The organism is Halopseudomonas nanhaiensis, from assembly GCF_020025155.1.
GTDB lineage: Bacteria > Pseudomonadota > Gammaproteobacteria > Pseudomonadales > Pseudomonadaceae > Halopseudomonas > Halopseudomonas nanhaiensis.
Genome location: NZ_CP073751.1, coordinates 1,748,115 through 1,762,119, shown reverse-complemented (window position 1 = coordinate 1,762,119; position 14,005 = coordinate 1,748,115). Strand labels below are relative to the sequence as shown.

At 59.9% G+C, this 14,005-nt stretch carries 12 protein-coding genes; 3 read left to right on the top strand and 9 right to left on the bottom strand.

Annotated features, from left to right (window positions below):
• Nucleotides 1-44: 44 nt before the first annotated feature.
• Both sufB and iscR read right to left on the bottom strand, forming a co-directional pair.
• On the bottom strand, nucleotides 45-1,481 hold the full coding sequence (gene sufB / locus KEM63_RS07910; RefSeq protein ID WP_223655689.1) for a Fe-S cluster assembly protein SufB: 1,437 nt from the start codon (nucleotides 1,479-1,481) through the stop codon (nucleotides 45-47).
• Between the two features lie 108 nt (nucleotides 1,482-1,589).
• On the bottom strand, nucleotides 1,590-2,075 hold the full coding sequence (gene iscR / locus KEM63_RS07905; protein WP_223655688.1) for a Fe-S cluster assembly transcriptional regulator IscR: 486 nt from the start codon (nucleotides 2,073-2,075) through the stop codon (nucleotides 1,590-1,592).
• Nucleotides 2,076-2,311: 236 nt separating this feature from the next.
• Here iscR and KEM63_RS07900 point away from each other — a divergent pair, with 236 nt between their 5' ends.
• On the top strand, nucleotides 2,312-3,745 hold the full coding sequence (locus KEM63_RS07900) for an aldehyde dehydrogenase family protein (RefSeq protein WP_223655686.1): 1,434 nt from the start codon (nucleotides 2,312-2,314) through the stop codon (nucleotides 3,743-3,745).
• Nucleotides 3,746-3,969: 224 nt separating this feature from the next.
• On the opposite strand, the gene KEM63_RS07895 is transcribed toward KEM63_RS07900, so the two are convergent.
• The 4 genes from KEM63_RS07895 to KEM63_RS07880 form a co-directional block, all read right to left on the bottom strand.
• Entirely contained in the window at nucleotides 3,970-5,391 is a 1,422-nt protein-coding gene (locus KEM63_RS07895) for an NAD(P)(+) transhydrogenase (Re/Si-specific) subunit beta (RefSeq protein ID WP_223655684.1), read from the bottom strand.
• Between the two features lie 3 nt (nucleotides 5,392-5,394).
• Nucleotides 5,395-5,724 (bottom strand): NAD(P) transhydrogenase subunit alpha part 2, encoded by a 330-nt coding sequence (locus tag KEM63_RS07890; RefSeq protein ID WP_223655683.1) that lies wholly within the window; start codon nucleotides 5,722-5,724, stop codon nucleotides 5,395-5,397.
• 9 nt (nucleotides 5,725-5,733) lie between these two features.
• Nucleotides 5,734-6,852, bottom strand: coding sequence for an NAD(P) transhydrogenase subunit alpha (locus tag KEM63_RS07885; protein ID WP_223655681.1), 1,119 nt, complete (start codon nucleotides 6,850-6,852; stop codon nucleotides 5,734-5,736).
• 202 nt (nucleotides 6,853-7,054) lie between these two features.
• A complete protein-coding gene (locus tag KEM63_RS07880) occupies nucleotides 7,055-7,882 on the bottom strand; it encodes a metal-dependent hydrolase (RefSeq protein ID WP_223655680.1) in 828 nt (275 codons plus the stop codon).
• 199 nt (nucleotides 7,883-8,081) lie between these two features.
• Here KEM63_RS07880 and KEM63_RS07875 point away from each other — a divergent pair, with 199 nt between their 5' ends.
• Complete coding sequence (locus tag KEM63_RS07875) at nucleotides 8,082-9,494, top strand: alanine/glycine:cation symporter family protein (protein WP_223655678.1); 1,413 nt, start codon at nucleotides 8,082-8,084, stop codon at nucleotides 9,492-9,494.
• Nucleotides 9,495-9,530: 36 nt separating this feature from the next.
• Here the strand turns inward: KEM63_RS07875 and KEM63_RS07870 are convergent, their stop codons facing one another.
• The 3 genes from KEM63_RS07870 to KEM63_RS07860 are packed head-to-tail and all read right to left on the bottom strand — an operon-like array spanning nucleotide 9,531 to nucleotide 13,371.
• Nucleotides 9,531-10,316 carry an SDR family NAD(P)-dependent oxidoreductase gene (locus KEM63_RS07870; protein ID WP_223655677.1) on the bottom strand — a complete coding sequence of 262 codons (786 nt, stop codon included), beginning with the start codon at nucleotides 10,314-10,316 and terminating at the stop codon, nucleotides 9,531-9,533.
• Nucleotides 10,317-10,318: 2 nt separating this feature from the next.
• Nucleotides 10,319-11,704: a cysteine--tRNA ligase gene (gene cysS / locus KEM63_RS07865; protein WP_223655675.1), complete on the bottom strand. Its 1,386-nt coding sequence runs from the start codon at nucleotides 11,702-11,704 to the stop codon at nucleotides 10,319-10,321.
• Nucleotides 11,704-13,371 (bottom strand): glutamine--tRNA ligase/YqeY domain fusion protein, encoded by a 1,668-nt coding sequence (locus KEM63_RS07860; RefSeq protein WP_223655673.1) that lies wholly within the window; start codon nucleotides 13,369-13,371, stop codon nucleotides 11,704-11,706. The genes cysS and KEM63_RS07860 overlap by 1 nt, the downstream gene beginning before the upstream one ends.
• Before the next feature lie 132 nt (nucleotides 13,372-13,503).
• Between KEM63_RS07860 and KEM63_RS07855 the strand changes: the two genes are divergently transcribed.
• Complete coding sequence (locus KEM63_RS07855; RefSeq protein WP_223655671.1) at nucleotides 13,504-13,998, top strand: peptidylprolyl isomerase; 495 nt, start codon at nucleotides 13,504-13,506, stop codon at nucleotides 13,996-13,998.
• Nucleotides 13,999-14,005 lie beyond the last annotated feature (7 nt).

The window sequence follows — 14,005 nt, the reverse complement described above, 5'->3', positions numbered from 1 at the left end:
CGCCTGATCCTGTGTATTCGTTTGCATCGCCAAGGTGGAGCCGATCAGCCCACCGAGCCTTCAAGGCTGACTTCAAGCAGTTTGCCGGCTTCAACAGCGAACTCCATGGGCAGCTCCTTGAATACCTCACGGCAGAAGCCGTTGACGATCATGGAAATGGCTTTCTCCGCATCCAGGCCCCGCTGCTGACAGAGGAACAGCTGGTCGTCGCTGACCTTCGAGGTGGTCGCCTCATGCTCGATCACCGCGGTCGGGTTCTTGCTCTCGATGTACGGGAAGGTATGCGCTCCGCAGCGGTCGCCGATCAACAGCGAGTCACACTGGGTATAATTTCGCGCGCCTTCGGCGCCCGGATTGATGCGCACCAGACCGCGATAGGCGCTGTCGCTGCGCCCGGCCGATATGCCCTTGGCGACGATGGTCGACCGGGTGTTCTTGCCGAGGTGGATCATCTTGGTACCGGTGTCGGCCTGCTGGAAATTGTTGGTCAACGCGACTGAATAGAACTCACCCACGCTGTTATCACCCTTGAGGATGCAGCTGGGATACTTCCAGGTGATGGCCGAGCCGGTTTCGACCTGGGTCCAGGAAATCTTCGCATCGGTGTGAGCAACGCCGCGCTTGGTGACGAAGTTGTAAATGCCACCCTTGCCTTCCGCGTTGCCCGGGTACCAGTTCTGCACCGTGGAATACTTGATCTGTGCGCCGTCCAGCGCGACCAGTTCCACCACTGCGGCATGCAACTGATTCTCGTCGCGCATCGGCGCCGTACAGCCTTCCAGATAGCTGACGTGCGAGCCTTCGTCCGCGACGATCAGGGTGCGCTCGAACTGTCCGGTGTTCATTTCGTTGATGCGGAAATAGGTCGACAGCTCCATCGGGCAGCGAACACCCTTCGGGATGTAGACGAACGATCCATCGGAGAAGACCGCCGAGTTCAGCGCCGCGTAGTAGTTGTCGCGCTGCGGCACGACGCTGCCGAGATACTTGCGGACCAAGTCAGGATACCGCTTTACCGCTTCGCTGATCGGACAGAAGATCACACCCGCTTCCTCGAGCTTGGCGCGGAAGGTGGTAACAACAGACACCGAGTCGAATACCGCATCGACGGCTACACCCGCGAGCATCTCCTGCTCGTGGAGTGGAATGCCAAGCTTCTCGTAGGTGGCGATCAGCTCGGGGTCGACTTCGTCCAGACTCTTGGGTTTGTCCGCCATGCTCTTGGGCGCGGAATAGTAGGACACGGCCTGGAAGTCGATTTCCGGATAGTGTACGTGCGCCCAGGTCGGCTCTTCCATTTCCAGCCATGCGTGATAGGCCTTGAGGCGCCACTCGAGCATCCACTCCGGCTCTTCTTTCTTGCCGGAGATGAAGCGGATGACGTCTTCGTTCAGTCCCGGTGGAAGCGTGTCAGACTCGATGGTCGAATGAAATCCGGCCGCGTAGTCCTTCCTGATGAGACTTTCGACTTGTTCGCTCACGGTATCACCTCATTCTGCGGCCATGTCATTCCCGACATCCCGCGCTTTGTCTCAGGCTAGCGGCAACCTCCCTGGGCTACCGCACTGTTCGGACGGCTCTGGGGCCGCTTAGATGATGCGTTCCAGCTCGGCTACGGCCTGCCTTGCGCCATTGCAACCACGGCTATCCTGGCGGGTGCGCACTCGCTGAATATCGTCACGCGACACCAGTTCGGCGAGCGTGATTTCGTTGAGAAACTGACGCAGTCTGTTACTCAGATCGGACCACAGGTGGTGCGTCAGACACACCTCGCCGTGCTGGCAGTCGCCCTTGCCCAGGCACCGCGTCGCATCCATCGAATCATTCACCGCTTCGACGATCTGCGCGACGCTGATCGAGTCGGCCCCGCCGGCCAGCCGATAACCGCCACCGGGGCCACGCACACTCTGCACCAGCTTGCCGCGGCGAAGCTTGGCAAAAAGCTGCTCCAGATAGGAAATGGACACACCCTGGCGAGCGGAAATATCGGCGAGAGTAATAGGTCCCTGCTCCTGGTGCAGAGCGAGGTCGAGCATGGCCGTGACGGCGTAGCGACCCTTGGTGGTAAGACGCATAGATGCTCCCGGAGCCGGTTTTACATGGGCGCAACTATGCAATATCCAACTGATTTAGTCAACTATTACACCAGAGATGGCGCACGTATTATAAGGCCATTCGCGCGCCGGCTTGAAGCCGACCCGATGCAGGAAAATCACCGCAACTGATCGAAGACAAAACGGATGATACAAAACGGCGTACAGTGCTATCGTTTCGCCTATTACTCGAACGGTCAGACAGGAGCCTTGTAGCTATGAGCCATCACAGACAATTCTACATCAACGGCCAGTGGGTAGAACCCAAAGGTCAGGGAACCGTTGATGTGGTCAACCCCGCCACCGAGGAAGCGGTCGCCACCATCGCGCTGGGCAACCATGAGGATGTCGACCTTGCTGTCGCCGCGGCGCGCAAGGCGTTCGAAACCTATTCCCAGACCAGCCGCGAGGATCGCATCGCATTGCTGGAAAAGATCATCGCTGTGTTCCAGAAGCGCATGGGTGACGTAGCAGAGGCCATCTCGCAGGAAATGGGCGCGCCCGCAAAGCTTTCGAAGATGGCGCAAGCCCCTTCCGGACTGGGTCATTTCGCGGTCGCTCTGGAAGTGCTCAAGGATTATCAGTTCGAAGAGCAGATCGGCAACACCATGGTGGTCAAGGAGCCGATCGGCGTCTGCGGCCTGATCACCCCCTGGAACTGGCCAATGAACCAGCTGACCTGCAAGGTCGCTCCGGCGATCGCTACCGGCTGCACCATGGTCCTCAAGCCTTCGGAAGTGGCTCCGCTGTCAGCCCTGCTGCTTGCCGAGATCCTTGACGAGGCTGGCGTTCCGGCTGGCGTGTTCAATCTGGTCAACGGCGACGGCCCGACCGTGGGCGCAGCGATGTCGGGGCATCGTGGCATCGACATGATGTCCTTTACCGGCTCGACCAATGCGGGCCGTCATGTCATGCAAAACGGCGCGAACACCATCAAGCGTGTGGCTCTGGAGCTGGGCGGCAAGTCGGCCAACATCCTGCTGGACGACGTCAACTTCGAGAAGATGGTCGCCCATGGCGTGATGTCGTGCATGAACAACAGCGGCCAGTCGTGCAACGCACCGACGCGCATGCTGGTACCAAGCAGCCGGATGGATGAAGTAGTGGCAATCGCTCAGGCAGTCGCTGGCAAGGTCAAGCCGGGTGATCCGAACGCGGAGGACACCGTCATCGGGCCGGTTGCTTCTAAGGCGCAATGGAACAAGATCCAGGATCTCATCGCCAAGGGTATCGACGAGGGCGCCAAGGTCATTGCCGGCGGGCCGGGACGTCCCGAAGGCGTGAGCAAGGGTTACTACGTCAAGCCTACTGTATTCGCCAACGTCACCAACGAGATGACCATTGCGCGCGAAGAGATCTTTGGACCGGTACTGTCGATCATTGGCTATGAGAGCGAGGATGAGGCAGTACGCATTGCCAACGACACACAGTACGGTTTGTCCGGCTACGTCTCGTCCGGCGACATCGAACGAGCCCGCAAGGTGGCCCGTCGCATCCGGACCGGCATGGTCCACATCAACGGTGCGCCGTTGGACAACCGCGCTCCGTTCGGTGGATACAAGGAGTCAGGGAACGGTCGCGAGTGGGGTCACCATGGCTTCGAAGACTTTCTGGAGATCAAGTCGATCTTCGGCTACGTCGCGAAGGGCTAGCGCTTCGCAGCGGCAAGCTTCAAGCTGTAAGCGACAAGCTAGAAGTTCCAAGCAGCAAGCAAAAACCCGGCGAAAGCCGGGTTTTTTGTGAGCGTGCGTCCGTCTGATACGGTGATGCGCTTTCCAAACATCATGCAAACAAAAGCCCCGGTTCGATACCGAGGCTTCTGCGCTTGCACTTTCAGCTTGCTGCTTGTGGCTTGCAGCTTGCCGCTTCCCTGGGCTTAGCCCAGGGATTTGACCGCTTCGATCATCTGCACCATGACTTTCTGTGCGTCGCCATAGACCATGGACGTGTTCTCGGCGAAGAACAGCTCGTTCTCCACGCCGGAGTAGCCCTTGCCCTGTCCGCGCTTGACCACATAGGCCTGCTGCGCGTAGTCGACGTTCAGAATCGGCATGCCGTAGATCGGGCTGGACTTGCGGTGACGGGCGGCCGGGTTGACCACGTCGTTGGCGCCAAGAACAATCGCCACATCCGCCTGCGCGAAGTCTTCGTTGATGTCTTCCAGGTCAAAGATGATGTCGTATGGCACGCCGGCTTCGGCGAGCAACACGTTCATGTGACCAGGCATCCGGCCGGCAACCGGGTGGATCGCAAACCGCACGTCCACGCCCTGCTTCTGCAGCAGTTTCACGAACTCATAGAGCTTGTGCTGAGCCTGAGCCACCGCCAGACCGTAGCCCGGGACGATGATCACCTTGCTGGCGTAGTACATGGCAATCGCCGCATCGGAAGCTTCAGCCGACTTCATGGAGCCTTCGATGTCACCCTCATCACCATCCCCGCCTTCACCGAACTGGCTGAAGATGACGTTGGAAACCGGACGGTTCATCGCTTTGGCCATCATCAGCGTCAGCAGTGTACCGGCCGAACCCACCACGGTACCCGCGATGATCATTGCCGGGTTCTGCAGCACGAAGCCTTCGAAAGCAACCGCCAGACCGGTGAACGCGTTGTACAGCGAGATCACCACCGGCATATCGGCACCGCCGATCGGAGTGGTGAGCAGTACGCCGAGAATCAGAGCCAGTACAAAGAATACCGCGATGAGCAGCATCGGCACGCCGGCTTCTGCACCCATGGTGGTGATCGCCGCGCCCAGGGCAAGCGAAGCAAGGAACAGACCGGCATTGATCCACTGTTGAGCAGGCAGACGCAGCGTCTTGTTCATGCGCCCATCGAGCTTGGCCCAGGCGATCAGCGAACCGGACAACGCAACCGAACCGATCAGACCGCCGAGCACAGCGAGAATGGTGACAACGGTGCCGTGCGCCTGAGCATTTCCGGAGAACAGCTCGCTGGCAGCAATGGCGGCCGCAGCACCGCCGCCCATGCCGTTATACAGCGCAACCATCTGCGGCATGTCGGTCATGGCGACCTTCTTGCCGCTGAACCAGGCCCAGCCGGTACCCAGGGCGAGCGCCACGATGACCAGGATGATGTTGACGGTCAGATGCTCTTCGGCACGCGGAGCGACGTCGAGGCCGTAGAGAAAAGCGGCGACGACCGCAATGATCATGCCCCAGCCGGCAACGACAATACCGGAACGCGCAGTGACCGGACTGGCCATGCGCTTGAGACCATAGATGAACAGCAGCGCGGCAATGAAGTAAGCCGCTTCGATAATGAAGTTCGCGTACATTGATTAATCCTTGTCGGCGGTCGCTTCTGGCTTGCGCTTGTCGCTCGCCTTGAACATTTCCAGCATGCGCTCGGTTACCACGTAACCACCGGCTGCGTTACCCGCGCCAAGCAGTACACCGAAGAACCCGATCGCCTGCTCCAGCGGAGTGCCTGCATTGAGCAGCGCCCACATTGCGCCAACAACCACGATGCCGTGAACGAAGTTCGAGCCCGACATCAGCGGAGTGTGCAGAATGGCTGGCACGCGGCCGATGATCTCGTAGCCGGTGAAGGCTGCAAGCATGAAGATGTATAACGCTACGAAACCTGTAATGGCTGTAGTGACGTCCATGGGTGCTCCTTAGCTCAGCTCGACGGCTTTGCGCGCCGTTTCGTTCTTGATTTCGCCGGCGTGCGTGAGAACAGCCCCGGCCAGAATGTCGTCTTCCCAATCGAGATTGAGTTCGCCGTCCTTGATCATCAGGCCGACCAGATTGAGCAGGTTGCGCGCGTAGAGCTCAGACGCGTGCTCGGCCAGATGGCTAGGCACGTTCAGCGGAGCGACGATGGTCGCCGGTCCCACCTCGACCGTTTCGCCAGGCTGGGTCAGCGGCGTATTACCACCCCCTTCAGCAGCCAGGTCGATGATCACTGCGCCCGGCTTCATGCCGCGAATCTGCTCTTCGCTGATGATCTTCGGGCTCGGGCGGCCCGGGATGGATGCAGTGGTGATCACCGCGTCAGCGTTCTGGATGTGGCGCGTCAGTACTTCGGCCACCTTGGCCTGCTCTTCGGCGGTAAGCTCGCGCGCGTATCCACCGGTGCCGGCAGCCGAGACGCCGGTGTCGACGAATTTGCCGCCCACGGACTCGACCTGCTCCTTTACTTCCGGACGCACGTCGTAACCCTCAACCATTGCACCGAGGCGCTTGGCTGTCGCCAGTGCCTGCAGACCGGCCACACCCGCCCCCATCACCAGAATCTTGGCCGGACGCAGTGAGCCCACAGCCGTCGTCATCATCGGAAGAATTCGGTTGAGGCTGGAGGCAGCCAGCAGCGCTGCGTAGTAGCCAGCCAATGCGGCCTGGGAAGACAGCGCATCCATCGCCTGGGCGCGCGTGGTGCGTGGCACCAGTTCCATCGCAAAGCAGGTGATGTTGCGGTCACGCAGTGCCCGGACGATCTCCGGCTCACGGTGTGCGTAGACGAAGCAGCACAACACGGTGCCCGGCTGCATCTGACCGATCTGCTCGACCGACGGCGGTTGAACGCTGAAGACAAGCTGCGGTGCAGCATCAACGCCGATCACGGCGCCTGCATCAACGAACGCGGAATCAGGAATACGGGCAGCTTCGCCAGCACCTGGTTGAAGGCTGGGCTCGATTCCGAGCTTGACCAGTTTGGCAGCAACAGAGGGAACCAGAGCAACGCGCTTTTCGTGCAGCCGCGTTTCCCGGGGGACGTACAGTTTTACCGGCATGGAGACTCCTGGGCAAATGACTAGCCGTTTTTTTGCGCTACAGCATAGCCGAAGCGAGACAGAAGCTCAGCATGGATTCGATGTGAACAACAAAAAATTACTTATCGAAGCGAGACAGCGTTGTTATTGCGCAACACTGTCTCGAGGCAAGCAGCAATTATGCAACGGTGGCGGAACGCCACCGTCAGGGTGGGCAACGACTTCAGCGCACCAGGCCTGCATTGAATTCTGCGGCGTGCGACTGCATCCGTTCGGCATTGTCATGCTGCCACGGATGGAAGCCGTCCTTGTAGAAGTCGCGATAAACGGGGATCAAACGTGTGAAGAAGCCATCACGCCCCCACAACCAGCGCATGCCCCTGGCCCAGGTCGAGAAACTGGCACAGCCATCACGGCGCAGCATGTGCCAGGTTCCGATGGTCACGTCCTTGAGAAAGAAGAAGGTCGCCTGACGCATCGCCTTGCGCAGCAGATCGCGATCACCGCAGACCTGCATGTAGACATCGAAAGCCACCGCCTTGTGTTCGGTTTCCTCCAGAGCATGCCAGCGCCAGATCTGCCTCATTTCCGGAATTGCCCCGTCTATCCAGTGCGGTTCGCGTAACAGCGCATCGGCGAGGATGGCGGTGAAATGTTCCATCGCCACGGTCCCGGCGAGCTGACGTTCGGGGGTGAACTGTTTCTGTACGAAGCGGATGCGCTTCTTGACCGGCAGTTCGAGACGGTCGATATCGTACCCCAGCGCGCGCAGCCGATTGTTGTACTCGACGTGTTCGCGGCTGTGGTGGCCTTCCTGTCCGATAAAGCCGCGAATCTGTTCCTGCAGCGCTGGATCGCTGACCCGGTCGCGGAACAACCGTACCGAGTCGATAAAATAGCGCTCCCCATCCGGGAACAGCACCGACATGGCATTGAAGAAATGCGTTTTGAACGGATCGTTGGAATGCCAATGGCGCGGCAACGGCTCAGGCAGCGCAAAATCCATGCGCCGGGGGACGATCTTGAGGTCGGCGGGCGTCAGCGATGTCATTGTTGGTGTCCTTTTGGAGATTGACGCAGATACACCAATATAGTCCCGCTGCGCGCAGGCCGATAGCACCATAAAGCGCCAAATCACATGGCTATCGCGGCCACCGGAGCGAACCGCGCCCGTTATTCTCTGGCGTAATCAATCGTGCCGACTACATTAAGAAGTGATTATTACCGTCAACGGGAATGGCGAGGCAGACATGACCGCAATTATCGATTTTCTCAACAACATTTTCTGGGGCTACATCCTTATCTACGGACTGCTCGGGGTGGGCATCTTTTTCACTATCCGGCTCGGACTGATCCAGTTCGTCCACTTCGGTGAAATGATCCGTGCGATCAAGGGTTCGCGACACAGTGACCAGAACGGCATATCGCCCTTTCAGGCGCTGTGTACCAGTCTGGCATCAAGGGTCGGCACCGGTAACCTGGCGGGCGTAGCGGTCGCGCTGTATCTGGGTGGAGCCGGTGCCATTTTCTGGATGTGGATGGTAGCGCTGGTGGGCATGGCTACCGCCTATGCGGAAAGCACGCTGGCTCAGCTGTACAAGGTTCGCGACGGCAAGGGGCAATACCGTGGAGGTCCTGCGTTCTATATAGCCAAGGGATTGCGCGCGCCGTGGGCTGCGGTGATCTTCGCGCTCGCGCTGATTCTGTCCTTCGGCCTGGTGTTCAACGCGGTGCAGGCCAACTCCATCGCCGATGCGATGGAAGGTGCGTTCGGCATACCCAACATCTGGGTCGGACTGGCCGTCGCGGTTCTTGCCGGCATCGTGATCTTTGGTGGACTGCGCTCGATCGCCCGTTTTGCCGAGCTGGTAGTTCCGCTGATGGCCGGCATCTATGTACTCATGGCCCTGTACGTCATTGTTGTGAACATCACCGAGGTGCCGGGCGTGCTGGCCACCATCGTGCGCAGTGCATTCGGTCTGGAAGAGGCCGCGGGCGGGGTGGCCGGATCGGTTGCCGCCGCGATGCTCAACGGCATCAAGCGCGGTCTGTTTTCCAACGAAGCCGGTATGGGTTCGGCGCCCAATATCGCAGCAACCGCGACACCCATGCCGCATCACCCGTCCTCCCAGGGGCTGGTCCAGGCCCTCGGGGTATTCATCGACACCATCGTCATCTGTACCGCAACCGCCGTGATGATTCTGCTGTCGGGCGTCCTCGAGCCCGGCTCAGGTGTGACGGGCACCCAGCTGACACAACAAGCGATGGAAGCCCATATCGGGCCTGCCGGCACCTACTTTATCGCCGTGGCAATCTTCTTCTTCGCCTTCACTTCCATCGTCGGCAACTACACCTATGCCGAGAACTCGCTGATCTATCTCGGGGCGGGCAATACACTGGGTCTGACCCTGCTGCGGGCTGCCGCGCTGGCGATGGTGGTGTGGGGCGCGTATGAGGCGGTCGGAACGGTATTCAACGCCGCCGATGCGTCGATGGGTCTGATGGCGACCATCAACCTCGTCGCAATCGTGCTGTTGTCGGGTACGGTAGCCAAGCTGACCAAGGACTATATGGCGCAACGAAAGAGTGGGGAGATTCCGAAGTTCCGTGGCAACGATTACCCGGAACTGCGTGAGAAGATCGATACCGATATCTGGCGCTGATTGCAGCGAGGCGCTCCGGGTACGGAGCGCCTCGTTTCAACCTTTCATTTCCTGGAGGCTGTTGCCACCATCTACCACCAGCATCTGGCCTGTGACATAGCTGCACCCTGGGCTGGCCAGAAACAGCGCCACCCGAGCAACTTCTTCAGGGGTGCCTGGACGCCCTACCGGCGTGCGTCGCCCGGCCTGCAGTTCATCTGGCAGACTCGAATGTGTGGCAATCCAGCCCGGCGCCACGGCGTTCACCGTGATGCCCTGCCCTGCCACCTCGTGGGCGATCGACCGTGTCAGCCCGACCATCGCGGATTTTGCGGCACTGTAGCCAGCGGTACCTGGAAAGGTCACCAATGGCCCCGTCACCGACGCGACATTGACGATGCGGCCGTACCCGGATTTGAGCATATGTGGAAGCACCGTCTGGGTTACATGCACACAGGTGTTGAGGTTGAGGTCGATCTCACGTTGCCAGTGTTCGAACGGCATTTCGTGAAAAAGCTTTGACTCGAATTCTTCCGCGCCGGACTGCGTCATGCCGGCGTTGTTGACCAGTACGTCGATGCGACCGAAACGCTCGATGATCCGATCGACCAGTTCCTGCGCCTGCTCCGGGTGAGTCAGATCGGCCACCAGGCCTATGCTGCGCTCGCCATTCGGATCCAGCGACTTCTGCCGTTCGAATATCCGGTTTGTGGTCGAGGTGAGCGCGACACAGGCGCCGGCCTCGAACAGCAGCTTCGCTGTGGCGAAGCCGATACCTTCCGCGCTGCCAGCGCCCGTCACCAGCGCTACGCGATCGCGCAGATCAATCAGAGAAGCAGGCATAGTCAGTCCGCCAGTCGCCATGTTGTACCGCCTTTGCCGTCTTCCAGCACCACACCCATGGCCGTGAGCTGATCACGTATCCGGTCCGACTCGGCCCAGTTTTTTTCCGCTCGGGCCGCCAGACGGGCCTGGATCAGACCGTCGATTTCAGCCGCATCGATCTTGCCTTCGGCGCCAGACTGCAGAAACGCATCGGCTTCAAGTTGCAGGATGCCTAACGTTTCTGCCAGTTCGCGCATACGTCCGGCCAGGCCGGCGGCAGCGCTCATGTCGGCTTCCTTGAGACGGTTGACCTCGCGCACCATTTCAAACAGCACCGCGCAGGCTTCAGGGGTATTGAAGTCATCGTCCATCGCTGCAGCGAAGCGTTCGGCGAAACTGTCTCCGCCTGCCGGCTGAGCTGATGGCAATCCCTTCAGTGCCAGGTAGAAACGTTCCAGCGCACCTTTGGCTTCACGCAAATTGTCTTCGGAGTAATTGATCGCGCTGCGGTAGTGACTGGACACCAGCAGATAGCGCACCACCTCCGGATGGTACTTTTCCAGCACTTCGCGAATGGTGAAGAAGTTACCCAGCGACTTGGACATCTTTTCGCCATCGACGCGCACAGCCCCAGCGTGCATCCACGCCGCAGCGTAGGGCTTGCCGGTAGCCGCTTCGCTCTGCGCGATCTCGTTCTCGTGGTGCGGGAAGACCAGGTCCGGGCCGCCACCATGGATGTCGAAGGTGTCGCCCAGGCAGCAGGTCGACATGACCGAGCACTCGATGTGCCAGCCCGGCCGGCCGGCACCCCATGGCGACTCCCAGCTTGGCTCGCCTGGCTTGGCCGCTTTCCAGAGCACGAAGTCCAGCGGGTCTTCCTTGGACTCGTCGACCTCGATCCGCGCGCCGATTTTCAGATCTTCGATGCGCCGGCGCGAGAGCTTGCCGTAACCCTCGAATTTGCCGACGCGATAATACACATCCCCATTCCCGGGCGCGTAGGCGTACCCCTTGTCGATCAGCGTCTGGATCATGCTGTGCATGCCGTCGATGTGATCACTGGCGCACGGCTCCTGATCAGGGCGCAATACGTTCAGCCGGGTCTCGTCCTCATGCATCGCCGCGATCATGCGACCGGTCAGCTGCTGGAACGTCTCGCCGTTTTCATTGGCACGCCGGATGATCTTGTCGTCGATATCGGTGATGTTGCGCACATACGTCAGTTTATAGCCGCGATAGCGAAACCAGCGGGCGATCACATCGAAGGCGACCATCACGCGGGCGTGACCGATATGACAGAAGTCGTACACGGTCATGCCGCATACATACATCCGCACCTGATTACCGACCAGAGGCTTGAAGGTTTCCTTGTTCTTGCTGAGCGTGTTGTAGATCGACAGTGTCATCAGCCGCCCCACGAGTCGCGCAGGGTGACGGTACGGTTGAACACCGGTGCATCTGCAGTCGAATCCTTCGAGTCAAGGCAGAAGTAGCCTTCGCGCTCGAACTGGAACCGGTCCTCGGCGGTGGCTTGAGCCAGCGACGGCTCGGCGCGGCAACCCTTGAGCACAACCAGCGACTCGGGATTGATGTTGTCCAGGAAGGTACCACCCTCCTCGCCCTTGTCCGGGTTCGGCGCACGGAACAGGCGATCGTACAGGCGCACTTCACACTCGACGCTTTCAGCGGCAGGAACCCAATGAATCACGCCCTTGACCTTGCGACCCTCGGGATTCTTGCCCAGGGTGTCAGGATCGTATGAGCATTTGAGTTCGACAATGTTGCCTTCGGCGTCCGTAACGGCTTCATCCGCGCGAATCACGTAGCTGCCGCGCAAGCGGACCTCGCCGCCCGGCTCGAGACGCTTGTAACCCTTGGGCGGATCGATCATGAAATCATCACGGTCGATGTACAGTTCGCGGCTGAACGGCAGCACACGCACGCCCATGTCTTCCTTCGGATGACGCGGCAGCTCCAGGCGTTCGGTCTGCCCCTCGGGGTAATTGGTAATGGTCACCTTCAGCGGACGCAGCACGCACATGGCGCGCGGCGCGTTGGCGTCCAGATCTTCGCGGATGCTGAATTCGAGCACGCCCATGTCGACCACGCCATCGGAGCGGGTGACGCCAATGCGCTCACAAAAGTTGCGAATCGATGCGGCTGTATACCCTCGGCGACGGAACGCGCTGAGCGTCGACATGCGCGGGTCGTCCCATCCATCCACGTGCCCTTCATCGACCAGCAGCTTGAGCTTGCGCTTGCTGGTCACGGTGTAATTGAGGTTCAGACGTGCGAACTCATACTGGCGCGGCGTAGCCGGCACCGGCAGATTGTTGATGAACCACTCGTACAGCGGGCGGTGATCTTCGAACTCCAGCGTACAGATGGAGTGGGTGACGCCTTCAATCGCGTCCGACTGGCCGTGCGTGAAATCGTAGCTGGGATAGACGCACCATTTGTCGCCGGTCTGATGGTGGTGGGCATGACGGATGCGATACAGAATCGGGTCGCGCAGATTCATGTTCGGCGCGGTCATGTCGATCTTGGCACGCAGCGCGCGAGCCCCGTCGGGGAATTCGCCAGCAGTCATGCGCGCGAACAGATCCAGGTTCTCCTCGACACTGCGATCCCGGAACGGGCTGTTCTTCCCCGGCTCGGTCAGCGTACCGCGGTATTCGCGCGCCTGCTCCGGCGACAGATCATCGACGTACGCCTTGCCGGCCCTGATCAGCTCGATGGCCCAGGCATGCAACTGGTCGAAGTAGTCCGATGCGTAGTGGATGTCGCCGGCCCACTGGAATCCCAGCCACTCGACGTCGGCCTTGATTGCGTCAATGTATTCCTGCTCTTCCTTCGCCGGATTGGTATCGTCGAAACGCAGATTGCACTCACCGCCGAATTCCTGCGCCAGGCCGAAGTTCAGGCAGATCGACTTGGCATGACCAATATGCAGGTAGCCATTGGGCTCCGGGGGGAACCGCGTGACGATCTTCGGGTGCTTGCCGCTCTCGACGTCGGCCTTGACGATCTGCCGCAAAAAATGAGCTGGCGGGGTGCTGTCCGGTTTGTTCATAGGGTTGAGCGACTCGTTACGGGCGAGCACCGAATAACGGCGCCCGCGGATTGTGGCTAGGCCATGCAGGCCAAAGCGCTTATCATACCGCAACAACGAACCCCTGTTTACATCCAGCCGAGGATTGCCTGCATGGTCAAACTGCACACGAATTATGGTGTCATCACCCTGGAACTGTTCGCCGACAAGGCGCCGGAAACCGTGGAGAACTTCAAGCAGTATGTCCGCGACGGCCATTACGACAACACCATCTTTCACCGTGTGATTTCCAACTTCATGATCCAGGGCGGTGGTTTCGAGCCCGGTATGAAGCAGAAGGAAACCCGCAAGTCAATCAAGAACGAAGCCAACAACGGCGTCTCCAACAAGAAAGGCACCGTAGCCATGGCGCGGACCATGGAGCCGCATTCGGCCAGCGCACAGTTCTTCATCAACGTCGCCGATAACGATTTCCTCAATCACAGCGCACCGACCGTCCAGGGCTGGGGCTATGCAGTGTTCGGTCAGGTGACCGAGGGGATGGACGTCGTTGAGAAGATCAAGTCGGTCTCGACCACCATGCGCAACGGCCATCAGGATGTGCCGGCCGAGGACGTGATCATCGAGCGCGCCGAACTGGTCGACTAAGCGCCGC